At 54.6% G+C, this 24,623-nt stretch carries 23 protein-coding genes; 15 read left to right on the plus strand and 8 right to left on the minus strand.

Going from position 1 to position 24,623, the window contains the following annotated elements; genetic code table 11:
* Positions 1-187: 187 nt before the first annotated feature.
* From hslO to CWM66_RS14810, 4 genes are all read right to left on the minus strand, one after another.
* Entirely contained in the window at positions 188-1,066 is an 879-nt protein-coding gene (gene hslO / locus CWM66_RS14795; protein WP_007369743.1) for an Hsp33 family molecular chaperone HslO, read from the minus strand.
* A 24-nt stretch (positions 1,067-1,090) separates the two neighbouring features.
* Positions 1,091-1,492, minus strand: a complete 402-nt coding sequence (hslR, locus tag CWM66_RS14800; protein ID WP_007369744.1) for a ribosome-associated heat shock protein Hsp15 — start codon at positions 1,490-1,492, stop codon at positions 1,091-1,093.
* A complete protein-coding gene (yrfG, locus tag CWM66_RS14805; RefSeq protein ID WP_007369745.1) occupies positions 1,492-2,169 on the minus strand; it encodes a GMP/IMP nucleotidase in 678 nt (225 codons plus the stop codon). The genes hslR and yrfG overlap by 1 nt, the downstream gene beginning before the upstream one ends.
* 63 nt (positions 2,170-2,232) lie before the next feature.
* Positions 2,233-4,365, minus strand: coding sequence for an intracellular growth attenuator family protein (locus CWM66_RS14810; RefSeq protein WP_007369746.1), 2,133 nt, complete (start codon positions 4,363-4,365; stop codon positions 2,233-2,235).
* A 315-nt stretch (positions 4,366-4,680) separates the two neighbouring features.
* Between CWM66_RS14810 and nudE the strand changes: the two genes are divergently transcribed.
* Positions 4,681-5,241 carry an ADP compounds hydrolase NudE gene (gene nudE, locus CWM66_RS14815; RefSeq protein WP_007369747.1) on the plus strand — a complete coding sequence of 187 codons (561 nt, stop codon included), beginning with the start codon at positions 4,681-4,683 and terminating at the stop codon, positions 5,239-5,241.
* 66 nt (positions 5,242-5,307) lie between these two features.
* Here nudE and mrcA read toward each other — a convergent pair whose 3' ends face one another.
* The gene (gene mrcA, locus CWM66_RS14820; RefSeq protein WP_199200047.1) at positions 5,308-7,860 is read right to left on the minus strand and encodes a peptidoglycan glycosyltransferase/peptidoglycan DD-transpeptidase MrcA; all 2,553 of its coding nucleotides are present in this window, start codon (positions 7,858-7,860) and stop codon (positions 5,308-5,310) included.
* Positions 7,861-7,979: 119 nt separating this feature from the next.
* Here mrcA and CWM66_RS14825 point away from each other — a divergent pair, with 119 nt between their 5' ends.
* The 12 genes from CWM66_RS14825 (at position 7,980) to trpS (ending at position 17,964) form a co-directional block, all read left to right on the plus strand.
* On the plus strand, positions 7,980-8,765 hold the full coding sequence (locus CWM66_RS14825; RefSeq protein ID WP_007369749.1) for a hypothetical protein: 786 nt from the start codon (positions 7,980-7,982) through the stop codon (positions 8,763-8,765).
* On the plus strand, positions 8,765-9,301 hold the full coding sequence (locus CWM66_RS14830; protein ID WP_035888955.1) for a PilN domain-containing protein: 537 nt from the start codon (positions 8,765-8,767) through the stop codon (positions 9,299-9,301). The genes CWM66_RS14825 and CWM66_RS14830 overlap by 1 nt, the downstream gene beginning before the upstream one ends.
* Entirely contained in the window at positions 9,285-9,746 is a 462-nt protein-coding gene (locus CWM66_RS14835) for a hypothetical protein (RefSeq protein ID WP_035888957.1), read from the plus strand. The genes CWM66_RS14830 and CWM66_RS14835 overlap by 17 nt, the downstream gene beginning before the upstream one ends.
* Positions 9,736-10,137, plus strand: a complete 402-nt coding sequence (locus CWM66_RS14840) for a HofP DNA utilization family protein (protein ID WP_035888958.1) — start codon at positions 9,736-9,738, stop codon at positions 10,135-10,137. Before CWM66_RS14835 ends, CWM66_RS14840 begins: the two co-directional genes overlap by 11 nt.
* Positions 10,049-11,281, plus strand: coding sequence for a DNA uptake porin HofQ (gene hofQ / locus CWM66_RS14845; RefSeq protein WP_072000403.1), 1,233 nt, complete (start codon positions 10,049-10,051; stop codon positions 11,279-11,281). The genes CWM66_RS14840 and hofQ overlap by 89 nt, the downstream gene beginning before the upstream one ends.
* A gap of 286 nt (positions 11,282-11,567) precedes the next feature.
* Entirely contained in the window at positions 11,568-12,089 is a 522-nt protein-coding gene (gene aroK / locus CWM66_RS14855; protein WP_002920267.1) for a shikimate kinase AroK, read from the plus strand.
* Between the two features lie 55 nt (positions 12,090-12,144).
* The gene (gene aroB, locus CWM66_RS14860; RefSeq protein ID WP_035888962.1) at positions 12,145-13,233 is read left to right on the plus strand and encodes a 3-dehydroquinate synthase; all 1,089 of its coding nucleotides are present in this window, start codon (positions 12,145-12,147) and stop codon (positions 13,231-13,233) included.
* A gap of 88 nt (positions 13,234-13,321) precedes the next feature.
* A complete protein-coding gene (gene damX, locus CWM66_RS14865) occupies positions 13,322-14,602 on the plus strand; it encodes a cell division protein DamX (protein ID WP_007369755.1) in 1,281 nt (426 codons plus the stop codon).
* A gap of 67 nt (positions 14,603-14,669) precedes the next feature.
* Complete coding sequence (gene dam, locus CWM66_RS14870; protein WP_007369756.1) at positions 14,670-15,491, plus strand: adenine-specific DNA-methyltransferase; 822 nt, start codon at positions 14,670-14,672, stop codon at positions 15,489-15,491.
* Positions 15,492-15,538: 47 nt separating this feature from the next.
* Positions 15,539-16,216 carry a ribulose-phosphate 3-epimerase gene (gene rpe / locus CWM66_RS14875; protein WP_007369757.1) on the plus strand — a complete coding sequence of 226 codons (678 nt, stop codon included), beginning with the start codon at positions 15,539-15,541 and terminating at the stop codon, positions 16,214-16,216.
* On the plus strand, positions 16,209-16,967 hold the full coding sequence (gene gph, locus CWM66_RS14880) for a phosphoglycolate phosphatase (protein WP_035888963.1): 759 nt from the start codon (positions 16,209-16,211) through the stop codon (positions 16,965-16,967). The genes rpe and gph overlap by 8 nt, the downstream gene beginning before the upstream one ends.
* Complete coding sequence (gene trpS, locus CWM66_RS14885; RefSeq protein ID WP_007369759.1) at positions 16,960-17,964, plus strand: tryptophan--tRNA ligase; 1,005 nt, start codon at positions 16,960-16,962, stop codon at positions 17,962-17,964. The genes gph and trpS overlap by 8 nt, the downstream gene beginning before the upstream one ends.
* A gap of 44 nt (positions 17,965-18,008) precedes the next feature.
* Here the strand turns inward: trpS and cysG are convergent, their stop codons facing one another.
* From cysG to nirB, 3 genes are all read right to left on the minus strand, one after another.
* Entirely contained in the window at positions 18,009-19,373 is a 1,365-nt protein-coding gene (gene cysG, locus CWM66_RS14890; protein ID WP_107146841.1) for a siroheme synthase CysG, read from the minus strand.
* A gap of 106 nt (positions 19,374-19,479) precedes the next feature.
* Positions 19,480-19,806, minus strand: a complete 327-nt coding sequence (gene nirD / locus CWM66_RS14895; RefSeq protein ID WP_007369761.1) for a nitrite reductase small subunit NirD — start codon at positions 19,804-19,806, stop codon at positions 19,480-19,482.
* Positions 19,803-22,346: a nitrite reductase large subunit NirB gene (gene nirB, locus CWM66_RS14900; protein WP_035888964.1), complete on the minus strand. Its 2,544-nt coding sequence runs from the start codon at positions 22,344-22,346 to the stop codon at positions 19,803-19,805. Before nirB ends, nirD begins: the two co-directional genes overlap by 4 nt.
* Before the next feature lie 239 nt (positions 22,347-22,585).
* On the opposite strand from nirB, the gene CWM66_RS14910 reads away from it, so the two are divergent.
* Positions 22,586-23,884: a cytosine deaminase gene (locus CWM66_RS14910; RefSeq protein ID WP_107146842.1), complete on the plus strand. Its 1,299-nt coding sequence runs from the start codon at positions 22,586-22,588 to the stop codon at positions 23,882-23,884.
* Positions 23,885-24,040: 156 nt separating this feature from the next.
* Positions 24,041-24,613 (plus strand): peptidylprolyl isomerase A, encoded by a 573-nt coding sequence (ppiA, locus tag CWM66_RS14915; protein WP_007369765.1) that lies wholly within the window; start codon positions 24,041-24,043, stop codon positions 24,611-24,613.
* Positions 24,614-24,623 lie beyond the last annotated feature (10 nt).

Consider the following 24,623-nt stretch of genomic DNA (forward strand, 5'->3'; position numbering starts at 1 on the left):
AAAAACAGTGACAATAATCGGGAAAATGTCCCCAAAAGGCTATAAACCGATATTTTTAACCGTCACTTTGTGACTGTAATCGCTTTCATGAAAGAAAATTACGTAAGAATTACATTGAGGATTTTAGCGGAAACGTGACGTGTAATGCAAAAAATGCCGCCCGAAGGCGGCATGAGGGAAGGGGGAATTAATGAACTTGCGGGTCGGCCGGGGAGGCGTTATTACGGATCTCCGCAATATCCATCGCATTAAACAGATAGTGATTGCCGCAGTAATCGCAGTGCATGTCGATTTCACCTTCTTCGGCAATAATGCTGTCCACTTCTTCATCCGGCAGCGTTTTCAGCGCCGCAGCGCAGCGCTCGCGCGAACAGGTGCATTTAAATTCAACGTCCTGTGGATCGTACAGCGTGACCTCTTCTTCATGGTACAAACGCCATAACACATCTTCTGCCGCCAGGGAGAACAGCTCTTCCGCTTTTACCGTTTCGGTCAGTACCGCCAGGTGTTCGAAATCGTTGGCCTGGGTTTCCTGCGCTGGCAGCACCTGCAACAGCATCCCGCCGGCTGCCGGCTGGCCATCCACTTCACCCGTGCGGATGAACAGGCGGGTCGGCAGCTGTTCTGAACGCATAAAGTAATCTTCCAGGCACGCCGCCAGCGTATCGCCTTCGAGGCCAACCACGCCCTGATAACGCTCGCCCTCTTCCGGCGTAATGGTGATCACCAGATAGCCGTTACCCACCAGCGTTTTCAGATCGGCATCCGCCGGGACATCGCCCTGCACGCGGGCAACGCCGCGCATTTGCTGGCGGTTGTTACCGTTGATCACTGCAAGATTCATCGGACCGTCACCCTGCAACTGCACGGTAATATCGCCGGCAAATTTCAGGGTTGCGGTCAGCAGGCTGGTCGCAACCAACAGTTCACCGAGCAGCGTTTTTACCGGCAGCGGATAGTTATGGTTTTCCAGTACCTGCTTCCAGGTGTTGGAAACAGTCACCAGTTCGCCGCGCACGGCATAATTTTCAAACAGATAGCGGTGTAATTGGTCTTGATTGGCCATGATTATCTCTCTTGCAGGTGCGCGTTACTCGCTGCCACCAGATTTAAATTTCAGCAGATCGCGGCGCTCTTTTTTGTCCGGTCGGCGATCGGGGTGCGGCATTGTAAGCGCGTTCAGCTTACGCGCCAGCGCCATTTTTTCACGTTTCTCAATACTTTCTGCCGTTTCCTCATACAGCTCAACGGCTTCGGTTGCCGGACGGCGCTGATCCGTAACGCCTTTGACGACGACAGTACGTTCGTCATTTCCCTGGCGCAACGTGAGCGTGGCATTCAGCTCGACGATTTTACTCGGCTTGCTGCGCTGACCGTTGTAATGCACTTTGCCGCCTTCAATCATCTCGCGGGCGAGGGCGCGAGTTTTATAAAAACGCGCCACCCACAGCCACTTATCCAGACGGACTTCTTGTGCGGGCTGCTGTTTCATCACATCTCCTTGAGAAGTGAGGGGATCAGATAACGGTAGTCATTGGTTCCCGGGTGACGCAGATAGTGTTTATCTGCCAGCCCGGAATCCGGGTTCGTCACGCCAAGGCAGTAACGAATGCCAAAGGTTGCTGCCGCATCGAGAATCGGTTCGCTGTCGTCGATAAACAGCGTCCGTTCGGCGCATAGCCCGGTCTCTTCCGCTACGGCCTGCCACAGGCGCTGATCCTCTTTCGGATAACCAAATGTATGGGTGGAAAGTAATAAATCAAGGTGCGACGCCAGGCCTGTGTGCTCAAGCTTGACGGCAAGATTATGTGGATGCGCATTGGTCAGCAGAATACGGCGCTTACCGCTTTTTTTCAGCGCATCCAGAAAAGGCACCGTATCTTCGCGCAGCACTGCGCGCGGCCCTTGCTGTGTCGTCATCGCACAAATATCCAGCCCGAGACGTTCGCTCCAGTAATCCAGACAGTACCAGTTTAGCGTATGCTGCACCGCGTGATACTCCTGGCGAAGAACGTTCTGTGCTTCCTCTGGCGTCAGCCCTTGTTGAGCAGCGAAAGTTTCTGGCACCAGTTTTTGCCAGAAAAAGTTATCAAACGCCAGATCAAGCAAAGTGCCGTCCATATCCAGCAGAACGGTATCAACGTCCTGCCATGCAATATCAAGGTGCATTAAAACTCCAGCCAGGGGAAAACGTGCGCGACAGATTAACACAGCTCACGTTGCGGGGGGTTATCAGGTAAGGCTGTCCTGCGTAGGAAGCAGGCGCGGATTCAGGCAGCTTTCGTAATACTGCGCAATCTCTTCGAGGCGTGTACGGTTACGCTGGTAGCGACGCAGCGCCAGCACACCGTTGTAGAGGCAACAAATGACCATGGCAAACAGTAACAGCGTTATACCGGTGTAACGCCACAAGCCCGTGGCATCCGGCATGCGGTGCAGGCTAATGTGTCGGGTACCGTTGGCGTCGGTATAGATATTGGTAATGATCCCTTCAGCGTGGAACGGCGTCTGCATCAGCATTTGCGCCAGCCGTTGGAACTCGGTCCACTGCTCTTGCGCCGGGTAGTCATACAGCGCGATTGGCGGCCACGGCTGATCCACCAGTTCGTTACCCTCTTCGCTAATAATCAGGAACCCGCCCGGCGCCGGGCTGTTCAGCGCCTGTGCGGCACGGGTTGTCTCGCGCAGGATAAAGGGCGCGGTTGAGGTGGTCACCAGATTATCCAGCGATTCGGCGCTTACCGGGCGCAGCAGCACGTTAACACCGGTCAGCTTGCCATCGCTGGCGCGTTTGGTCAGCGTATCCCAGTCTTTACTGTTTCCGAGGTTTACCAGTGCATTTTTCAACCTCAGACAATCGTCTTCTGCTGAGCATAAATCTTTTGTTTTCAGTACGATATCGGCAAAGTCATCCAGCAAGACCATACCCGACTTTTGAATGGCTGAGCGTAACACCGGGCTAACGCGTGAATCATCTTCGGCTGTAGGGTGTAACTGACGGCTCACCGCTTGCGCAAGCGCAGTGGCTCTGGTCACGGTATCCGATTCCGGCAAGGGCAACGGAGGGGCGTTATTCCAGATAATCTGCGAACAGTCGAACGGCGTAAATGGCGATATCTGGCGCGATGACCAGTTTTGCGTGTGGATGTTGCACATTCCTGTACCGCTGATCCGCAGCGTATCGCCGATGCGCAACCCGGCGGATTCAAGTTGATTAACGCTACTGGCTTCGATAGTTTGCGCGCCTTTAATCCACGAAACGGTGAATTTGATCGGCATGTCCAGCGGCACCCAAATCAGCAGCATCGCCACCACCACCAGCGAACCGGTGGCGATTACCGCGCTGCGCACCCAGTGCTGCAACGGGAAATTTTTCACTTCGTCATGCAGGGACAAAAAGCGCCCCTGGCGAACAACGTGGCGATCCAGATAAATATCGATATCCGTTTGCTGACCGAGATCGCGGGTGATAAAGGGCTGCCAGTGGCGGGGATAAATCAGATCGATAATCCCCAGAGAGATGTTATTCATCTGCTCCTGATTGTTTTCACCGAACAGCCCCCAGCGCTTTGGCGTACCGCGCAGACAATGAATTTCGCGCAGTGTGTTTTTCGCTGGCGGCGCATACAGCCCCCACATTCCCGCGGCGAACAGCATCACGGCGCCGCCCGCCAGCCACGGAACGAAAACCTCCGGCGCCGCGAGGCAGAAGAAAAAGAGTAAAAAAGAGGCGCAGATCAGCAACGCTTCGCGCATACCGTCCGGGCGGCTTAACGCATACTCTTCCGGTGTTTCGCGGCGAATATTCAGCAGCTCGATCTGTTCCGTCTCTTCGCCGCGAATAGCGGAGCGCGTGGAAGATACACGCTCCAGCTCTCCGCTGCGCTCTTCCTGCATATATTCGCTAAGCGTATGGCCGTTTAACGAAATGATCAGCGGCATGGAATCGGTGCGGATCAGCTCAACATTGTTCTCATCGGTAATGTATTGCTCCCAGGAGGGCGGCAGATGCACTTCGACGGAATCGAGATAGTAGCGCCATTTGTTGGGAGCATCGGTGGTGATGCCATAGCGCGTGATCGAGTGCGCGACAAACAGGACGGTATTGCTCTGAGCATTGAGTTTGATGGAGATCGGCGCAGCCGTAGCGCCCGTTGGGCCTGGCGTATTTTGTATACGGGAAAGCGTGTCCAGATAGCGCTCAACAGCATCGCGCTCCTCTGGCAAGAGTTTACGGGTTGTCGCGCCGGCAAATGCCTGTAAATGAGGCAACCTGTACCGGCGTTGAGACCTGAACCTGAAAATCCATCCAGCGAGGAATGCGCAGGCCAGCATAGCAGCGAAAAAAATCAAAATGGTGCTCATGCTTTCCCCATCTTACTTTTTCTAACAGGTGTAGTCAGTTGCACCCTTCCTGTAAACATTTAATGTGGCTGGCCGCTGTAAGCAAGAAATTACTTGAGAATTTTTAAGCGCATACCATTGCGAGAAAGAATAGCAAAACCACCCAAGCGGGAATATCAGCAAATTCTTAGTTTTATATCAACCTATTGACTTTTGTGATAAATTGGGATTGCTTTTGGAGAGGTTACAAGAATGTAAATTAGCGGCGAATGACATTGCCGAAACAGTGCGTAGTGTCGCACAATAACGTAAGTTTCTCTGCAAAGACCGATAATAATGAGCAAATCATTGCAAAAACCCACCATTCTTAACGTAGAAACGGTTGCCTCTTCACGACTTTTTAACGTTGAAAGCGTGGATCTGGAGTTCAGCAACGGTGTGCGCCGTGTTTACGAGCGCATGCGTCCTTCTACGCACGAAGCAGTGATGATTGTACCGATTGTGGACGAGCATCTGATTCTGATCCGCGAATACGCCGTTGGAACCGAATCTTACGAGCTGGGGTTTTCCAAAGGGCTTATCGATCCCGGTGAGAGTATATACGAAGCGGCGAACCGTGAGTTAAAAGAAGAAGTAGGATTTGGCGCAAAAGAGCTTACTTTCCTGAAAAAACTCAGTATGGCCCCCTCCTATTTCTCCAGCAAGATGAACATTATCGTAGCGGAAGACCTTTATCCGGAGTCGCTGCCGGGTGATGAACCGGAGCCGCTACCGCAGGTGCGCTGGCCGCTGAAGCACTTAATGGATTTGCTGGAAGACCCGGATTTCAATGAAGCCCGCAATGTCAGCGCGCTGTTTTTAGTGCGTGAATGGCTAAAAGGGCAGGGTCGGCTCTGAAGGCACAAAATCATAAATAAAAAGGGCGCCGCAGCGCCCTTTTTGCTTCTCTGGGTTCACGCGCTATCAGAACAGCTCGTGCGTTTCCCCGTTATCAATGATGGTCGTGCCCACTTCATGTACTGCTTGCTGCGTCGGCTGAGTTCCTTCGATGAAGTACTCCTGACGGCTACTGCCACCACTTGCCAACTGCCCGGTGCTGCGGTCGATATTGACGGTGACCACGCCTGGCGGCGGCGTTAACGGATCTTCCGGCACACCGTCCAGCACCGCTTTCATGTATGCATCCCAGGCTGGCTGGGCGCTTTTCGCACCGCCTTCGTAGCCGGAAATCTGATCTTTGATCGCGCCGGAAGCAGTGGTTCGCCCCAGATCGCGACGATGATCGTCAAAACCGATCCACACGGAAGTGACAACGCCCGGACCATAACCGGAGAACCAGGCATCTTTCGAGCTGTTGGTGGTGCCGGTTTTACCGCCGATATCGTTACGCTTGAGATCGCGTCCCGCGCGCCAGCCCGTTCCCTGCCAACCGGGTTCGCCAAAGATGTTGCTGTTCAGCGCGCTTTTAATCAGGAACGACAGCGGCGTGCTAATCACATGCGGCGCATACTCTTCGCCACCGCTGCGCTGAACCAGCGCCTGGTTTGCCTGCTCCAGTTGCGGTTGCGGCACCGAGCTGTTTTGCTGCTCCTGCGACGTGGCGACGTTTTCCATATCTTTGTTTTCCAGCACATTTGATTTCGGCGTTTCGCCGTAAATCACCGGAATGTCGCAATCGGCACAGGCCACTTTCGGGCGCGCTTCAAACAGCACATTGCCCTGATCGTTTTCGATTTTCGTGATGTAGTACGGATCGATCAGGAACCCGCCGTTCGCCATCACCGAATAGCCTCTTGCTACCTGCATCGGCGTAAATGAGGCTGAGCCCAGCGCCAGGGATTCGGTATGCACAATGTTTTGTGCCGGGAAACCGAAACGCTGCAAATACTCTGCGGCATAATCGACGCCCATCGCGCGCATCGCACGTACCATCACTACGTTCTTCGATTGCCCCAGCCCCTGGCGCAGACGGATTGGACCGGCATATTCATCCGGCGAGTTCTTTGGCCGCCAGTCGGAACCTGCACCCACATCCCAGCGGGAAATCGGGGCATCATTGAGGATGCTTGCCAGCGTCAGGCCTTTATCCATTGCCGCCGTGTAAAGGAACGGCTTGATGTTCGAACCCACCTGGCGCAGCGCCTGAGTTGCACGGTTAAACTTGCTCTGGTTAAAGTCAAAGCCGCCGACCAGCGCCAGTATCGCGCCATTATGCGGATTGATAGAGACCAGCGCAGAGTTCACATCCGGCACCTGCGCCAGCCACCAGGCGTTATCGACCTGGCGCACCCAAATCTGCTGCCCGGCCTGCATGACATCCGTCACTTTACGTGGTGTGGCGCCTTGTTGCGTATCAGAGCGGTAAGGGCGAGCCCAGCGGACGCCGTCCATGCGCAATGAAACCGACGTGCCATCAGCCATCATCGCCACGGCTTCTTGCGGATTTGCGCTGGTGACGACCGCCGGAGAGAGCGGCCCGTACGTAGGCAGCGTTTTCAGCGAGTCAGTGATTTTTTTACTGCTCCATGCGGCTTCACCGATCTTCCACAACACATTTGACGGACCGCGATAGCCGTGGCGCATGTCGTAATCCATCACGTTATTGCGTACGGCATCCTGCGCAGCCTGCTGCACTTTACGCGTAATGGTGGTGTAAACGCGGTAGCCATCCTCATAGGCTTTGTCGCCATAACGGGCGACCATATCCTGACGCACCATCTCGGAAAGATAAGGGGCGGAGAAGGCGATTTCCGGCGCATGGTAGTTAGCGTCTATCGCCTCGCTGCGCGCCTGGTCGGCTTGCTGTTCGGTGATATAGCCTTCACTTTCCATACGCGCCAGCACAACGTTACGACGTGCGGTTGCCCGGTCGAGCGAGTAGAGCGGGTTAAAAGTCGATGGCGCTTTCGGTAAACCGGCAATCACCGCCATTTCACTTAGCGTCAGTTGATCGACCGACTTACCAAAATAGACCTGAGCTGCAGCGCCCACGCCGTAAGCGCGATAACCGAGATAGATTTTGTTGAGGTAAAGCTCAAGGATCTCGTCTTTGCTCAACAGTTGCTCAATGCGGATCGCCAGGAACACCTCTTTGATTTTACGCATCATGGTGCGTTCCGGGCTCAGGAAGAAGTTACGCGCTAACTGCTGCGTAATGGTACTGGCTCCCTGTGATGCATGGCCAGAGAAGAGCGCTACGCTGGCGGCACGGAAAATCCCCACCGGGTCAACACCGTGGTGCTCATAAAAACGGCTATCTTCAGTGGCGATAAACGCTTTTACCAGTTCTGGCGGAATTTGGCTCAGGGTCAGCGGGATGCGGCGCTTTTCACCATACTGCGCGATCAATTCGCCATCTGCGCTGTACACCTGCATTGGAATCTGTAACCGGACGTCTTTGAGCGTCGCGACATCGGGTAACTGTGGCTCAATATATTTGTACAGACCGTAAATCGAGCCTGCTCCCAGCAGAATGCAAAAGACTGCAAGGATGAATAAATACTTTACGAACTTCACTGGAGATTTCCCATTAAGAGTCATTTGGGCAGTTTATAAACAACCGCGCGGTAGTATAAAGGCAAGCCTGATGCATTGATATAGCGTCATCCCCGCAGACGATAAGGAGATCGTAACTTATGGCATTCAGGCACTGGCAAATTGGGCTGCATATTCAACAAGATGGAATCTTTATTGTGGCGCTTGCCGCCGCACGTGGCGGTCAGGCTTTACGCCGCTGGTGGCACTTTCCTTTACCTGCCGGAACGATTGTTCAGGGGCGTATTAAAACACCCGAGCCGCTTCTTGCCGCGCTGCGTCCCTGGCGACAATCTTTACCACAACGGCACTGTGTTCGACTGGCTTTTCCCGCCGTACAAACCCTACAAAAAAAGCTACCACGTCCGGCTATTGCATTGCGTGAAGAGGCGCTTAATCGCTGGGTATCACAGGCTATGGCGCGCGAACTGGAAATGGCGGAAAACGAGCTCTGCTTTGATTTTACGGAGGATGAGCCGGGAAAAACCTATGGCGTGACCGCAGCGCAGAATAAAGACGTGGCGGTGCTGCTCGATATGGCGCAGACCCTCTCACTACATCTCTCTTCTATTACGCCCGATGCCAGTGCATTGCAGGCTTTGCTGCCCTGGCTCGCGCCTCCTGCCCGTTGCCTGGTGTGGCGCGACGAACGGCAATGGTTATGGGCAACGAAAGAGAGCTGGGGTCGGCGTGCGCAGGAGGACGCCGATAGCGCTGTTCAGTTAGCCAGCGTGCTGGGGTTGCCTGCTGATGAAGTTGTGCAGTGCAGTGATTTACCCGGCGGCTTTGATTGCTGGAGTGCTGTACCTTCGCGTCAGCCGCCGTTGCCGACAGCAGGCGATCGCTATGCTGTCGCTCTCGGGCTGGCCGTCGCCAGGGGATATTGATGGCTGGCGTGAATTTTCTGCCCTGGCGGCAATACCGGCGGCGACGCAGCGTGCGTCTCTGGACGAGCGTTTTTATCGCCAGCCTCCTGCTGACAGGTGGTGTTGGCTTGCTATGGCGAGCATCGGTAGCCGCCAATCTTCACGTGCGGGTTCTTTGGCAGCAAGCCGATGCCGCACTGCTGGCCTCGCTGAAGGCGGGTGAAAAAACTTTGCTGGCACGGCAAGACGCGTGGCGCAAGGCGCAGGTTCGCAGACAGCGGCGGCAGGATACGCAGGCCTGGCAGCCACGCTTGCTTAGCCTGGCCGCAAATCTTCCGCAGAATGCCTGGCTGACGCAACTGCGCTGGCAGCAAAACCAGTTGACGCTATCAGGCCTTGCCAGCTCGGTTCGGGCGTTAGGTGTGCTTGAACAGCAATTGCGCAACATCGCGGGGTTTCAGTTACAACAAACCGGCGCAATGGAACGGGATGCGCAGGGGCGCTGGCAATTCCACTACCAGCTTAATAAGGAGAACAGGGATGTCCCTGAACGCTGATTTCTGGTTTGCATTATCGCCGTGGCAACGTACGGCATGCTGGCTGCTGAGCGTTTTTTGCGGCTTGCTTTTGGTGTGGTGGTTAGCCATTTCCCCGCTTAGTGCGGCACAGGCGCAGTTAAATATTCAGCAAAGCGGTCAACAGGCCGCATTACAGGCTCAGTGGCGCACGCTACGTGCATTATTCCCGCCGACAGAAAGTGCGCCCTTACCCGCAGCGCAGCCTTTTAGTCCTCTGGATTTTCAGGAGACCAACAGGCAACTCATCCGCTGGCAACCCGGAAAAAATGGGGGGGAGTTAGTACTGGAAACTCGCTGGGAACCGGTGACGGAAACTTTTGCGCGCCTTGCCAGTTGCGACATGCAGGTTCCGGCATTTTCGCTGGCAGTGGGCGCTGATTTGTTGCGTTTTACCCTGCAACTGGAGCATGACGATGATCGTTGAACGCGTGGTTTTTGCCTGTGCGTTATGCCTGTTGCTGAGCGGTATGCGCGACCCCTTCCAGCCGCCGCCGGATACCTGCCAGCTTACCCAACTGAACCAATGGCAGTTTCGCGGCATGATTCAGGGCAAGCATGCGGTGGGCATATTGCGTGATGCCGGTGAACGCTGGCATCGGGTCGCTGCTGGCGAGTTGCTGCCAACGGGCTGGCTCGTTGTTTCTGTCACCGTGGATGAGCTGCAAATTTCCACGGGTAAAGATTGCATCCCGGCGCAGTGGCGCTGGAAACGAGAAGGAACTCAGAATGAAAAAATGGATAACGGGCCTCATGCTCTTCGCCCTGCCTTACGTCAGCACAGCGACAACGCAGCTCGTCACGCTGACCGTCGATGATGTGCCGGTTGTACAGGTGCTACAGACGCTGGCCGCGATTGAAAAGCAAAATCTGGTGATCCAGAAAGATGTCAGTGGCACGTTGTCGCTGCATTTAACCGATGTTCCCTGGCGGCAGGCATTGCAAACCGTGGTGGAAAGTGCCGGATTAACGCTCAGTCAGAAGGGGACAATCTGGCAGGTTCACTCCGCGTCGTGGCAGCAACAAAAACAGGCGGAACAGGATGCCCGGCAGGCCCGACAAAAACAGAATGCCCCGCTGCAAACGCGCAGCATCGTGTTGCGTTATGCGGACGCCGAAGAACTGGCAAAAGCGGGCGGAAAACTGCTTAGCCCGCAAGGCGCAATAACCGTGGACTCGCGGCTTAACCGCCTGCTGATCCGGGATAATAAAGAGGGGCTGGCAACACTCGAAAAATGGGTGGCGCAAATGGATTTACCGGTCGAGCAGGTTGAGCTGGCGGCGCATATTGTGACCATCAATGAAAAAAGCCTGCGCGAGCTGGGTGTGAAATGGGGTCTGGCGCAGAGCGCCGAAACAGCGCGTGGGCAGATAAACGCGCTATCTGCGGATCTCTCCGTTCCCGATGCCAGTACGCGCGTGGGGTTCAATATCGGCAGTATTAATGCCCGCTTGCTCGATCTGGAGCTTTCCGCGCTGGAGCAAAAGCAGCAGTTGGAGATCATCGCCAGCCCACGTCTGCTGGCTTCACACCGGCAGCCTGCCAGCATCAAACAGGGGAGCGAAATTCCTTATCAGGTCGCCAACGGCGAAAATAATACCTCGGTCGAATTTCGCGAGGCTGTGCTGGGGATGGAAGTGACGCCAACTGTGCTGCCTGATAAACGCGTTCGTCTGAAGCTGCGTATCAGTCAGAATATGCCTGGTCAGGTGCTGCAACAGTCCGGAGGCGAAGCCCTGGCGATTGATAAACAGGAAATTGAAACGCTGGTGGAGGTGAAAAGCGGTGACACGTTGGCGCTTGGCGGAATTTTTTCGCAAAAGCGCACCACGAATAAAAACCAAATTCCGGGGCTTGGGTCTCTGCCTGGCATTGGTCAGCTGTTTCGTCAGGATGGGAAGGATAGCGAACGGCGAGAACTGGTCGTATTTATTACCCCAAGGTTGGCGGCGGTACATTAAACCTGCCGTAATCCCCCTTTTTCTTCGGAACTTGGTTCAGGTGTTTGACGTGAGAGATGATTTAGCTTACAAGGAGTACCGATTTGAGCGTCAGTGGTCTCCGTCGTATAGCAAGCAGCGTGAAGGATAACGTGTTTATTCAGTTGCCAAACAAGCCGGAGTACTGAGATAATTTTCGATCTGACTCTCGCACTATCGCATATGAGGTTTCAGTTCATGTCCTGCTACGCTGGGTATCTGTGAAGCGGGTTTATCATCAACGAATAGTCTTAGTAGTACCGAAAAAATGGCAGAGAAACGCAATATCTTTCTGGTTGGGCCTATGGGTGCCGGCAAAAGCACTATTGGGCGTCAGTTAGCTCAACAACTCAATATGGAATTTTACGATTCTGATCAAGAGATTGAGAAACGAACCGGAGCTGATGTGGGCTGGGTCTTCGATGTTGAAGGTGAAGAAGGCTTCCGCGATCGCGAAGAAAAAATCATCAATGAGCTGACGGAAAAACAGGGCATCGTTCTGGCGACTGGCGGTGGTTCTGTGAAATCTCGCGAAACCCGTAATCGTCTCTCCGCCCGTGGCGTAGTGGTGTATCTGGAAACCACTATCGAAAAGCAATTGGCTCGCACTCAACGTGATAAAAAACGCCCGCTTCTGCAAGTGGACGCGCCGCCGCGTGAAGTACTGGAAGCACTGGCTGACGAACGCAATCCTCTGTACGAAGAGATTGCAGACGTGACCATTCGCACCGACGACCAGAGCGCTAAAGTGGTCGCAAACCAGATTATCCATATGCTGGAAAGCAACTAATTCTGGCTTAATACACAGGCCTGCGGGTTTAAGCAACTAAGGTGGATGTCGCGTCATGGAGAGGATCACAGTCACTCTTGGGGAACGTAGTTACCCTATCACCATCGCGGCTGGTTTGTTTAACGATCCAGCTTCCTTCTCGCCCCTGAAGTCTGGTGATCAGGTCATGCTGGTCACTAATGAAACACTGGCTCCGCTCTATCTTGATAAGGTTCGCCACGTTCTTGAACAGGCTGGCGTGAAGGTCGATAGCGTGATTCTTCCCGACGGCGAGCAATACAAAAGCCTGGCGGTGATGGATACCGTATTTACTGCTTTGTTGCAAAAACCGCACGGGCGTGACACGACGCTGGTTGCGCTGGGAGGCGGCGTAATCGGTGATTTAACCGGTTTTGCAGCGGCCAGCTATCAGCGCGGCGTACGCTTTATTCAGGTTCCAACCACGCTTCTGTCTCAGGTTGATTCCTCCGTTGGCGGTAAAACGGCGGTAAACCACCCCCTTGGCAAAAACATGATCGGCGCATTCTACCAGCCAGCGTCTGTCGTTGTTGACCTTGATTGCCTCGCAACCCTTCCCGCCCGTGAACTCTCCTCCGGTCTCGCGGAAGTGATCAAATACGGCATTATTCTTGACGGTGAGTTCTTTGACTGGCTGGAACAGAATATGGATGCGCTTTTGCGTCTCGACGGCCCGGCGATGGCATACTGTATTCGGCGTTGTTGTGAGCTGAAAGCCGAAGTTGTTGCTGCCGATGAGCGGGAAACCGGCTTACGTGCTTTACTGAATCTGGGGCATACCTTCGGCCATGCTATCGAAGCAGAAATGGGCTACGGTAACTGGCTGCACGGCGAAGCTGTTGCAGCTGGCATGGTGATGGCGGCACATGCTTCTGAGCGTCTGGGCCAGTTCAGCAAAGCAGACACGCAGCGTATCAAAACGCTGCTCAAACGTGCTGGCCTGCCAGTTCAGGGGCCGCATGAAATGGCGGCGGAAGCCTATCTGCCACATATGATGCGCGATAAAAAAGTGCTGGCGGGGGAAATGCGCTTAGTGCTCCCGTTGGCCATAGGGAAGAGTGAAGTTCGCGGCGGAGTGTCGCACGACGTAGTACTTGGCGCTATTGCTGATTGTCAGCAGGCGTAACTATTAGAAAGGTCTGGTCACCTGTTGCGTGACGTTTAACTTCGGGCGCTATGCATGTCGTGGCATACGCCTTTGTGTGGGGTGTTAAATGGATGAATACAAACCAGAAGACGAGCTGAAAACCGATCCCAGCGATCGTCGTACTGGTCGTTCTCGTCAATCTTCCGATCGTGTCGATGAACCGCAGATCAATTTCGATGATATTGATCTCGATGCCGACGACCGCCGTCCTTCGCGTACCCGCCGGGCGCGTGATGAGCGCGAAGAAGAGGGCTACGACGAAGAAGATGAAGCTCTGGACGAAGAGCGTGAAGAACGTCGTCCGCGCAAGCGTAAGAAAGCGGCTGCCGCGAAACCTGCTTCGCGCCAGTACATGATGATGGGCATTGGCGTTCTGGTTCTGTTATTGCTCATTATCGGTATCGGTTCCGCGTTGAAATCCCCTGCGCCCTCCACGGCCAATGAACAGAATGCTCCGGCAGAGAAGAATATCGATCTCTCCGGTAACAATGGCAGTGCGGACAGCTCCGCCGCCGCTAACCAGGCGAATAACGCACAGCCCGCCGCCGGTACATCGCCTGTCCAGCAACCTGCTGGCAATGCGCCTGCGCCGCAGGATGTTACCTTACCGCCGATCTCCTCGACACCATCTCAGGGTGAATCGCCTGCAACGCCTGCGGGCCAGCAGCGTGTGGAAGTTCAGGGCGATCTGAACACCGCGCTGTCGCAGCCGCAAAGCCAGGCGCAGATTGACAATGCGGTAAGCTCCACGTTGCCAACAGAACCTGCAACGGTAGCACCGGTACATAACGGCAACGCACGGCAGACGGCAGAAAGTCATTCGGCGGCAACGCGTCCTGAGCGTAAACAGATGGTGATTGAGCCGAAACCGGTCGTTAAAGCGCCGGTCGCGAAAGCCGAGTCAAAACCGGTTGCCCAGCCGCCAAAACGCACTGAAACTGCGGTAACCGCTCCGGTGAAAGCACCGGCGACAACGACAACTGCTGCGACTGCTGCGCCGGTACAACAGCCGAAAGCCGCCGCGCAGGCTACTGCACCCGCTGCAAGCAGCGCAGTCTCAACCGGGAATGTTGGCGCGCTGAAATCGGCTCCGGGCAGCCACTACACGCTGCAACTGAGCAGTTCCTCGAATTACAGCAACCTGAATTCGTGGGCGAAGAAAGAAAATCTGAAAAACTTCGTGGTTTATCAGACTACGCGTAACGGCCAGCCGTGGTATGTGCTGGTAAGCGGCGTATATGCATCAAAAGATGATGCAAAACGCGCAGTTGCTACGCTTCCCGCTGATGTCCAGGCGAAAAACCCGTGGGCTAAGCCGCTGCATCAGGTTCAGGCCGATCTGAAGTAATGTTTAAAGCGCAGGATGCTGTCGGAGCTTTCTCCACAGCCGGAGAGAGTGTAAGTAATCAGTCAGCATGAAAAAGAATCGCGCTTTTTTGAAATGGGCAGGGGGGAAATACCCCCTGCTGGACGATATCGGAAGGCATCTGCCAGAGGGTGAATGCCTGATCGAGCCGTTCGTCGGCGCGGGTTCGGTGTTTCTTAACACCTCGTTCTCCCGCTATATCCTCGCTGATATCAACAGCGATTTGATTAGCCTCTATAACATCGTCAAAGACCGCCCTGATGAATACGTTCAGTATGCGCGGGAATTGTTCATGCCTGCGACGAATCAGTCGGTGATTTACTATCAGTTGCGCGAGGAATTTAACCAGTGCCAGGATCCGTTCCGGCGCGCGTTGCTGTTTTTGTACCTCAACCGGCATGGTTATAACGGCCTGTGCCGTTATAATCTGCGCGGCGAATTTAATGTGCCGTTCGGTCGCTATAAAAAACCCTATTTTCCGGAAGCGGAGTTGTATCACTTCGCGGAAAAAGCGCAGAATGCCTTTTTTTACTGCGAATCCTACGCCGACAGCATGGCGCGCGCTGACGAGAATTCAGTCGTCTACTGCGATCCGCCTTATGCCCCGCTTTCTGCAACGGCAAACTTTACGGCGTACCATACAAACAGCTTCAGTCTGGAGCAGCAGGCGCACCTGGCCACCATTGCCGAGAACCTGGTGCAGAACCGGATCCCAGTATTGATTTCCAACCACGACACCGCGTTGACGCGTGAGTGGTATCATCAGGCAAAATTGCATGTGGTGAAAGTGCGCCGCAGTATCAGCAGTAACGGCGGCACACGTAAAAAGGTGGATGAATTGCTGGCGCTCTATCGCCCGGCGACACCTTAACTCGCTTTCGCCGCGTTGCCAGGCCCTATTTTCTCAAGGAGATGCGGATGAAACAGTATTTGATTGCCCCTTCGATTTTATCGGCTGACTTTGCTCGCCTGGGTGAAGACACTGCCAACGCGCTGGCCGCTGGTGGCGACGTTGTCCACTTCGATGTAATGGACAACCATTACGTACCGAACCTGACTATCGGGCCTATGGTGCTTAAAGCGCTGCGCAACTACGGCATCACCGCACCTATCGACGTGCATTTGATGGTGAAACCGGTTGACCGTCTGGTGCCGGATTTCGCCGCCGCGGGTGCGAGCATCATTACATTTCATCCTGAAGCTTCCGAGCATGTTGACCGCACGCTGCAACTGATCAAAGAGCAGGGTTGTAAAGCGGGGCTGGTGTTTAACCCGGCGACGCCGCTGAGCTACCTGGATTATGTAATGGACAAGCTGGATGTGATCCTGCTGATGTCGGTGAACCCCGGTTTTGGTGGTCAATCCTTTATTCCGCATACGCTGGATAAACTGCGCGAAGTTCGCCGCCGCATTGATGCTTCCGGTTTTGATATTCGTCTGGAAGTTGATGGCGGGGTTAAAGCCAGCAATATCGGCGAGATTGCCGCTGCTGGTGCGGATATGTTCGTGGCGGGGTCGGCGATTTTTGATAAGCCGGATTACAAACAGGTTATTGATGAAATGCGTAGCGAACTGGCGAAGGTAAGTCATGGATAAATTGCAGTCGATTCAAGGTGTGGCTTTCGATCTGGATGGTACGCTGGTGGATAGCGCGCCGGGTTTGACGGCCGCCGTAGACAGCGCGTTGTATGCGCTGGAACTCCCCCAGGCCGGCGAAGCGCGCGTGGTGACCTGGATTGGTAACGGCGCGGATGTGCTGATGGAGCGAGCATTCAACTGGTCGCGCCAGGAACGTGCTATCCAGCGTGCGGCGCAGGGCAAGCCAGACATTGAAGAGCATGTTCCGCAGGAAGAGCAGATTCGCATGCTGCGTAAGCTGTTTAACCGCTATTACGAAGATACGGTGGAAGAGGGCAGTTTCCTGTTCCCGGACGTGGCAGACACCCTGGCTGCACTGCACGCTCAAGGTCTGCCGCTGGCGCTGGTGACCAACAAACCGACGCCGTTTGTCGCTCCGCTGCTGGAAGCGCTTGATATCGCACAATTCTTCTCTTTTGTCGTCGGCGGCGACGATGTGGTGAACAAAAAGCCGCACCCGGAACCGTTGCTTCTGGTGTGTAAAAAGCTCAATATTCAGCCTCACGAGCTACTTTTCGTGGGTGATTCGCGTAACGATATCCTGGCTGCGAAAGCGGCAGGCAGCGTTTCTGTGGGCCTGACTTACGGTTATAACTACGGCGAAGCGATCACCCTGAGCGAACCAGATCTCGTATTTGATCACTTTAAGGACTTACTGCCCGCATTTGGGCTTTCGCATATTGAACATCAGGAAATGAAACATGACTAAGCCCATCGTCTTTAGTGGCGCACAGCCCTCAGGTGAACTAACCATTGGCAACTATATGGGTGCGCTGCGTCAGTGGGTAAACATGCAGGACGACTACCACTGTATCTATTGCATCGTTGACCAGCACGCGATTACCGTGCGTCAGGACCCGCAGGCGCTGCGTAAAGCGACGCTGGATACGCTGGCGCTGTATCTGGCCTGTGGTATTGATCCGCAGAAAAGTACCATTTTCGTTCAGTCGCATGTGACTGAACATGCCCAGTTGGGCTGGGCGCTGAACTGCTACACCTATTTTGGTGAGCTGAGCCGTATGACGCAGTTCAAAGACAAATCCGCTCGCTATGCGGAAAACATCAACGCCGGTCTGTTTGATTATCCGGTACTGATGGCGGCAGATATTTTGCTGTACCAGACCAATCAGGTGCCGGTTGGGGAAGATCAGAAGCAGCATCTGGAACTGAGCCGCGATATCGCCCAGCGTTTTAACGCGATCTACGGCGATATCTTTAAAGTGCCGGAGCCGTTCATTCCGAAATCCGGTGCGCGCGTGATGTCGCTGCTGGAACCCACGAAGAAGATGTCCAAGTCGGACGATAACCGTAATAACGTGATTGGCCTGCTGGAAGATCCGAAATCCGTGGTGAAGAAAATCAAACGCGCGGTGACCGATTCCGACGAGCCGCCGGTTGTGCGTTATGATATCGCCAACAAAGCGGGCGTTTCCAACCTGCTGGATATTCTCTCCGCCGTTACCGGCCAGAGCATTCCGGAGCTGGAACAGCACTTCGAAGGCAAAATGTATGGACATCTGAAAGGCGAAGTGGCGGAAGCGGTTTCCGGTATGCTGACCGAGTTGCAGGAGCGTTATCATCGCTACCGCAATGACGAAGCCTTCCTGCAGCAGGTGATGAAAGAGGGGGCTGAGAAAGCCAGTGCACGCGCCTCTGAAACGCTGAAAAAAGTCTACGAAGCGATTGGCTTTGTCGCCAAACCGTAATTGATGATTGCCGGATGAGCGAAGCCGCCATCCGGCAATTTATTTCAAAACCATTTCAGTTTATCGCGTAGCGCCACGACGCGACCCACAATAATCAGCGCCGGGCTTTCCACCTGCTGCGCCAGTTCGCCGAGTTGCGATAAATCACCGCTCACCACACACTGCTGCACCGAGGTGCCGTTTTCCACCAGCGCAACCGGCATATCGGCCTGCATGCCGTGTGCAATCAATTGAGCCTGAATGGTGGTGGCCTGATTTAAGCCCATATAAAACACCAGTGTCTGTTTTTCTGCCGCCAGGTTGGCCCAGTCCAGCTCGCTGCCGGTTTTCAGATGCCCCGTTACCAGCCGTACGCTTTGTGCATAATCGCGGTGCGTCAGGGGAATGCCTGAATAGGCCGAACAGCCGGAGGCTGCGGTAATCCCCGGTACAACGGAGAAGGGAATTCCTGCATGGCACAAGGTTTCCAGCTCTTCGCCGCCGCGGCCGAAAATAAACGGATCGCCGCCCTTCAGACGCACAACGCGTTTGCCCTGCTTCGCTTCTCGCAGCAGGATCTGGTTGATCTCTTCCTGCGGTACACAGTGATAACCTGCGCGTTTACCGACAAAGACACGATCGGCGTCGCGGCGCACCAGGTTCATGATCTCATCCGAAACCAAACGATCGTAGACCACCACATCGGCTTGCTGGATCTGCTGCAAACCTTTCAACGTCAGTAATCCGGCATCGCCAGGGCCCGCACCCACCAGCACAACTTCGCCGCGGTTATCCAGCGGCTCGGCCAGCAGCTGTTCGGTGATTTTTTCTACCGCTGGAGTGTTCTGGTTCGCCAGAGATTGCGCCAGCCGATCGTTAACAAACAGTTTTTCCCAGAAACGGCGGCGTTCACCGACGCTGGCGAACTGGCGCTTTACACGACCGCGTAGCTTGCCAGCAAAGTGTGCAACATGGCCGAGATGTTGCGGTAGCAGCGATTCCAGCTTCTCACGCAGCAAGCGTGCCAGTACCGGCGAAGTACCGCCGGAGGAGACGGCCACCATTAGCGGTGAGCGGTCAATAATTGACGGCATGATAAAACTCGCCTGCGTGGGAGCATCGACCACATTACAGAAGATGCGGCGCGCTTCAGCCGCAGTGCTGACCTGCTGGTTAACGGCTTCGTTGTCCGTGGCGGCGATCGCCAGCCAGCAATCATCAAGCAGCGTCTCTTCGAATGCGCCTTCCGCCAGCGTCAGCATGCCTTCTGCCGCCCAGACGGTAAACTGTGGCGTAAACGCGAGAGCGTTAACGGTCAGCCGGGCGCCTGCGTCCATCAGCAGCCGGGCTTTGCGTTCGGCGACATCGCCGCCGCCAACCAGCAGGCATGCGCGATCGCGTAATTGACAGAAAATGGGCAAATGATCCACGACATTACCTCGGTATTGTTGTTGTTCGACGTAGCATACCAGCAAGAGAACTGCGGAAGTTAAGGGAATCTTGAAGGAGCGGGAGCGTTGCGCTCCCGCTGGAGAGTCAGGCTTTGATCTGGACTTCACCTTCTTTGACTCGCGCGTCGAAATGCGCGACAGAACGGCTTTCATCCTCCATACACAGGCCATCACGCAGACGGAAGCGCTGTTTTTTCAGCGGGCTTGCCACCCACAGATCGCCCTGATGTTCGGCGATAATCCCACGAGAGAGCACACTGGCTTCAAAGAAGGGATCGATATTGCTGATGGCAAAAACCTGATCGTCATGGCGCGGGCGGAAAACGGCGACTTGTTTGCCGTTTACCAGCGCGCAAACACCGGTGGCAGGCACAATGTCATCGATTTTGCAGATAGTGTTCCACTGGCTCATGCGTTTTCCTCCACTAATACGACCGGAATACGTTCATAGGGCGTTGCCGGGCGATGTTGTTCGCGTTCCGGCACCACTTGCACATTCGGGTCGCGGCGATCGCTGTTGATAAAGTGTTTGAAGCGCGTCTGGGCGGCAGGTGTGTTCACGGTTTCTGTCCATTCGCAAATTACCGCTTCACGCAGGCGGGTCATCTCTTCTTCCAGTTGCGCGTCAAAGCCCAGCTTGTCGTCGATAATCACGCTTTTCAGGTACTCAATGCCGCCTTCCATGCTTTCCAGCCAGGAGGCGGTACGGGTCAACTTGTCAGCGGTGCGGATGTAAAACATCATAAAGCGATCAAGGTAGTGCAGCAGGGTTTCGCGGTCGAGATCGGCAGCCAGCAGATCCGCATGGCGTGGTTTCATACCGCCGTTACCGCAAACATACAAGTTCCAGCCCTTTTCGGTGGCAATGATACCGACATCTTTCCCCTGGGCTTCCGCACACTCGCGGGTACAACCGGAAACGCCGAATTTCATTTTGTGCGGCGTACGGATGCCTTTGTAGCGATTCTCCAGTTCGACGCCAAAGCCAACGCTGTCGCCAACGCCGTAGCGGCACCAGGTGGAGCCGACGCAGGTTTTCGCCATACGTAATGCTTTAGCGTACGCGTGGCCCGTTTCGAAACCGGCGTCAATAAGCTGACGCCAGATTTCCGGCAGATCGTCTTTTTGCGCGCCGAACAGGCCGATACGCTGTGAACCGGTGATTTTGGTATACAGGTTGAACTCACGGGCGATACGGCCCACTTCCATCAACCCTTCCGGTGTGATTTCGCCGCCTGCGGAACGCGGGATCACCGAATACGTACCGTCTTTCTGGATATTGGCGAGGAAGTTGTCGTTGGTGTCCTGCAATGGCGTATGTTGCGGTTTCAGGATGTACTCGTTCCAGCAGGAAGCGAGCAGCGAACCAATGGTCGGTTTACATACTTCGCAGCCGTAGCCTTTACCGTATTTCGCCAGCAGCTCGTCGAAGGATTTAATCCCTTCCACACGGATCAGGTGATACAGCTCCTGGCGCGAGTAGGCAAAGTGCTCGCACAGATTGTTGGTGACCTCGATACCCTGTTTTGCCAGCTCGGCGTTCAGCACTTGCGTCACCAGCGGGATACAACCGCCGCAGCCGGTACCGGCTTTGGTTTCAGCTTTCAGCGCAGCAACGGTATGACAGCCTTTATTGATGGCGGCGATCAGAGCGCCTTTGGACACGTCGAAACAGGAGCAGATTTGCGCGCTGTCCGGCAGCTTATCGACACCGATTGACGGTTTGCCGCTGCTGGCATGTGCAGGCAGGATCAGCGCATCCGGATTTTCTGGCAGTTCGATGGCGTTAAGCACCAGTTGCAGCAGGTTGCCGAAATCGCTGGTGTCGCCCACCAGCACCGCGCCGAGCAGGGTTTTGTTATCCGGGCTGACGATCAGGCGTTTGTAGACCTCTTTGCTTTCGTCGAGATAAACATAGCTGCGGGCACCCGGCGTACGGCCATGCGCATCGCCGATACCGCCCACATCGACACCGAGCAACTTCAGTTTGGCGCTGAGATCCGCGCCTTCAAAGGCGTTTTGCGTACCCAGAATATGATCTACAGCGACCTGCGCCATTTTATAACCCGGCGCGACCAGGCCATACACGCGGTTATTCCAGTTGGCGCATTCACCGATGGCGTAGATGTTCGGATCGGAGGTCTGGCAGTTATCGTTGATCACGATACCGCCACGTTGCGCCACTTCCAGGCCGCACTGAGTCGCCAGCTTGTCGCGCGGGCGAATACCGGTTGAGAAGACGATAAAGTCCACTTCCAGCTCGCTGCCGTCGGCAAAGCGCATGGTTTTGCGCGCTTCTCTGCCTTCCTGCACGATCTCTTTGGTGTTTTTGCTGGTGTGAACGCGCACGCCCATGCTTTCAATTTTACGCTTCAGCTGTTCGCCGCCCATCTGATCGAGCTGCTCGGCCATCAGCATCGGGGCGAATTCGATCACATGCGTTTCGACGCCGAGGTTTTTCAGCGCGCCAGCAGCTTCCAGGCCCAGCAGACCGCCGCCGACCACGGCACCACGACGGCTACGACGCGCGCAGGCTTCAATAGCGTTTAAATCTTCAATGGTGCGGTAGACGAAGCAGTCCTGCGTTTCGGAACCTTTGATCGGTGGGATCCACGGATAGGAGCCGGTCGCCATGATCAGCTTGTCGTAATAGACCGTGCGCCCGGCGCTGGAGTGAATCACTTTTTCCTGCCGATTGATAGTGATGGCGCGTTCGCCTACCAGAACTTTCACACCGTGTTTTTCGTAAAAGCCTTCGCGAACCAGCGACAACTCTTCGGCGGTATGATGAGAAAAATAGGAAGAGAGATGGACGCGGTCGTAGGCTTTACGCGGCTCTTCACAAAAGACAGTAATATCGAACTGAGCGGCGTCGGTTTTATCGAGGAGATCCTCAATAAAACGGTGGCCGACCATGCCGTTACCGATAATAGCGAGTTTGACTTTGCTCATTTTTGCCTCGATTTCTTTTCTATTACCTCCTACCTTAACGATTCAGCCCCCCCACTTATTGATGTGCATCAAATACATCTTCGCCTACCACTTAATGAGTAGCTTATTGATTTTTCTTAGTTTTTATAAGTTGTGGATATCAATGGCTTTTATGGTTTGCGTTAAATGTGTGCAAAAAAAAGCGGGTTTTTGCTCGAGTCTCTGATACAAGATATCTGATGAAAACACGGAGGCATGCTATGTCGGCAACACCGCTTTGGTTGGTTCAGAATGTGCATTTACCCGATCGCGAAGGGCTTTGGCAAATCGCCATCGAACAAGGGCGCTTTGGCGAAATTACGCCGATGGGCGCAACGCACAGCGATAGCCTCGAAGTACTGAATGCCCGCGGCGGCCTGGCGCTGCCACCTTTTATCGAACCGCATATCCACCTTGATACTACGCAAACTGCCGGTGAGCCGAACTGGAACCAGTCCGGTACGCTGTTTGAGGGGATTGAACGCTGGGCGGAACGCAAGGCGTTGCTTAGCCATGAGGATGTGAAAGCACGCGCCTGGCAGACGCTGAAGTGGCAAATGGCTAATGGCGTGCAGCATGTGCGCACCCATGTTGATGTCTCCGATCCCTCCCTGACTGCGCTGAAAGCGATGCTGGAAGTGAAAGCGGAGGTCGCGCCGTGGATCGATTTGCAGATTGTTGCGTTTCCACAGGAAGGCATTCTCTCTTACCCCAATGGTGCGGAGTTGCTGGAAGAGGCGTTACGTCTGGGCGCCGATGTTGTCGGCGCGATCCCGCATTTTGAGTTTACCCGCGAGTACGGCGTGGAATCGCTGCACATTGCCTTTGAACTGGCGCAAAAATACGACCGCCCGCTGGATATTCACTGTGATGAAATCGATGACGAACAGTCGCGTTTTGTTGAGACGGTGGCTGCACTGGCGCTGAAAATGGGGATTGGCCCGGGTGTGACGGCCAGTCATACCACCGCCATGCACTCTTATAACGGTGCTTACACCTCGCGGCTGTTCCGCCTGCTGAAGCTTTCCGGCATTAACTTCGTCGCCAATCCACTGGTAAATATTCATCTGCAAGGGCGTTTTGATGATTATCCGAAACGTCGGGGCATCACGCGCGTGAAAGAGCTGCTGGCGGCGGACATCAACGTCTGCTTTGGTCATGATGATGTGTTTGATCCCTGGTATCCGCTTGGTACGGGCAATATGTTGCAGGTGCTGCATATGGGGCTGCATGTCTGCCAGCTGATGGGCTATCAGCAAATTGATCAAGGGCTGCGTTTAATCACCCATAACAGCGCCAGAACTTTCGGTCTGACACAGTACGGTATCGTCCCCGGCAACCCGGCCAATATGATTATTTTGCCGGTGGAAAGCGGATTTGATGCTGTGCGTTGCCAGGTGCCGGTGAGATGGTCTATTCGCCAGGGGCGAGTGATTGCCAGTACGCAGCCTGCGCAAAGTTGGGTGAAGATGGACAGCGGCGGTGAAGAGGTGCAGTTCAGCCGTTATCACACACGATAACCTGCGGCGTCAGGCCGTATTCTTGCGGTTGTGAGCGACCTGACGTTACATATGTTTCCAAATACGTAAAATTAAGTAAAAGGCTGGCCTGCTGGCTGACTGCTCTTTAGAATCAAGCCACTCGCTTTCTTTACTGCACTTCGTTAAGGAAACCCTATGGTTAAATCGACTCTGGCGGCTGTTGTGGCTGTGTTTGCCCTTTCTGCTCTTTCCCCTGTTGCGCTGGCGGCAAAAGGCGACCCCCATGTTCTGCTCACCACCTCCGCAGGTAATATCGAACTGGAGCTGAACAACCAGAAAGCCCCTGTGTCGGTGAAAAACTTCCTTGATTACGTTAACAACGGTTTCTACAACAACACGACGTTTCATCGTGTGATCCCGGGGTTCATGGTGCAGGGCGGTGGTTTCAACGAGCAGATGCAGCAGAAACAGCCTAACCCGCCGATCAAAAACGAAGCTGACAACGGTCTGCGTAACACGCGCGGTACCATTGCAATGGCGCGCACTGCGGATAAAGACAGCGCGACCAGCCAGTTCTTCATCAACGTTGCGGATAACGCTTTCCTCGACCACGGCCAACGTGATTTCGGCTATGCGGTATTCGGTAAAGTTGTGAAAGGGATGGATGTGGCGGATAAAATTTCTCAGGTGCCCACGCACGATGTTGGTCCGTACCAGAATGTCCCGTCAAAACCGGTTGTTATCCTTTCCGCAAAAGTGCTGCCGTAACACCCCCTTC

The organism is Kosakonia sp. H7A (genome assembly GCF_003028445.1).
In the GTDB taxonomy this organism is placed as follows: domain Bacteria; phylum Pseudomonadota; class Gammaproteobacteria; order Enterobacterales; family Enterobacteriaceae; genus Kosakonia; species Kosakonia radicincitans.

What these genes read in the sequence shown, in the direction of transcription:
- hslO (WP_007369743.1), bottom strand. Translation starts at nt 1,066, where the DNA reads ATGGCCAATCAAGACCAATTACACCGCTATCTGTTTGAAAATTATGCC.
- hslR (WP_007369744.1), bottom strand. Translation starts at nt 1,492, where the DNA reads ATGAAACAGCAGCCCGCACAAGAAGTCCGTCTGGATAAGTGGCTGTGG.
- yrfG (WP_007369745.1), bottom strand. Translation starts at nt 2,169, where the DNA reads ATGCACCTTGATATTGCATGGCAGGACGTTGATACCGTTCTGCTGGAT.
- CWM66_RS14810 (WP_007369746.1), bottom strand. Translation starts at nt 4,365, where the DNA reads ATGAGCACCATTTTGATTTTTTTCGCTGCTATGCTGGCCTGCGCATTC.
- nudE (WP_007369747.1), top strand. Translation starts at nt 4,681, where the DNA reads ATGAGCAAATCATTGCAAAAACCCACCATTCTTAACGTAGAAACGGTT.
- CWM66_RS14825 (WP_007369749.1), top strand. Translation starts at nt 7,980, where the DNA reads ATGGCATTCAGGCACTGGCAAATTGGGCTGCATATTCAACAAGATGGA.
- CWM66_RS14830 (WP_035888955.1), top strand. Translation starts at nt 8,765, where the DNA reads ATGGCTGGCGTGAATTTTCTGCCCTGGCGGCAATACCGGCGGCGACGC.
- CWM66_RS14835 (WP_035888957.1), top strand. Translation starts at nt 9,285, where the DNA reads ATGTCCCTGAACGCTGATTTCTGGTTTGCATTATCGCCGTGGCAACGT.
- CWM66_RS14840 (WP_035888958.1), top strand. Translation starts at nt 9,736, where the DNA reads ATGATCGTTGAACGCGTGGTTTTTGCCTGTGCGTTATGCCTGTTGCTG.
- hofQ (WP_072000403.1), top strand. Translation starts at nt 10,049, where the DNA reads ATGAAAAAATGGATAACGGGCCTCATGCTCTTCGCCCTGCCTTACGTC.
- aroK (WP_002920267.1), top strand. Translation starts at nt 11,568, where the DNA reads ATGGCAGAGAAACGCAATATCTTTCTGGTTGGGCCTATGGGTGCCGGC.
- aroB (WP_035888962.1), top strand. Translation starts at nt 12,145, where the DNA reads ATGGAGAGGATCACAGTCACTCTTGGGGAACGTAGTTACCCTATCACC.
- damX (WP_007369755.1), top strand. Translation starts at nt 13,322, where the DNA reads ATGGATGAATACAAACCAGAAGACGAGCTGAAAACCGATCCCAGCGAT.
- dam (WP_007369756.1), top strand. Translation starts at nt 14,670, where the DNA reads ATGAAAAAGAATCGCGCTTTTTTGAAATGGGCAGGGGGGAAATACCCC.
- rpe (WP_007369757.1), top strand. Translation starts at nt 15,539, where the DNA reads ATGAAACAGTATTTGATTGCCCCTTCGATTTTATCGGCTGACTTTGCT.
- gph (WP_035888963.1), top strand. Translation starts at nt 16,209, where the DNA reads ATGGATAAATTGCAGTCGATTCAAGGTGTGGCTTTCGATCTGGATGGT.
- trpS (WP_007369759.1), top strand. Translation starts at nt 16,960, where the DNA reads ATGACTAAGCCCATCGTCTTTAGTGGCGCACAGCCCTCAGGTGAACTA.
- nirD (WP_007369761.1), bottom strand. Translation starts at nt 19,806, where the DNA reads ATGAGCCAGTGGAACACTATCTGCAAAATCGATGACATTGTGCCTGCC.
- nirB (WP_035888964.1), bottom strand. Translation starts at nt 22,346, where the DNA reads ATGAGCAAAGTCAAACTCGCTATTATCGGTAACGGCATGGTCGGCCAC.
- CWM66_RS14910 (WP_107146842.1), top strand. Translation starts at nt 22,586, where the DNA reads ATGTCGGCAACACCGCTTTGGTTGGTTCAGAATGTGCATTTACCCGAT.
- ppiA (WP_007369765.1), top strand. Translation starts at nt 24,041, where the DNA reads ATGGTTAAATCGACTCTGGCGGCTGTTGTGGCTGTGTTTGCCCTTTCT.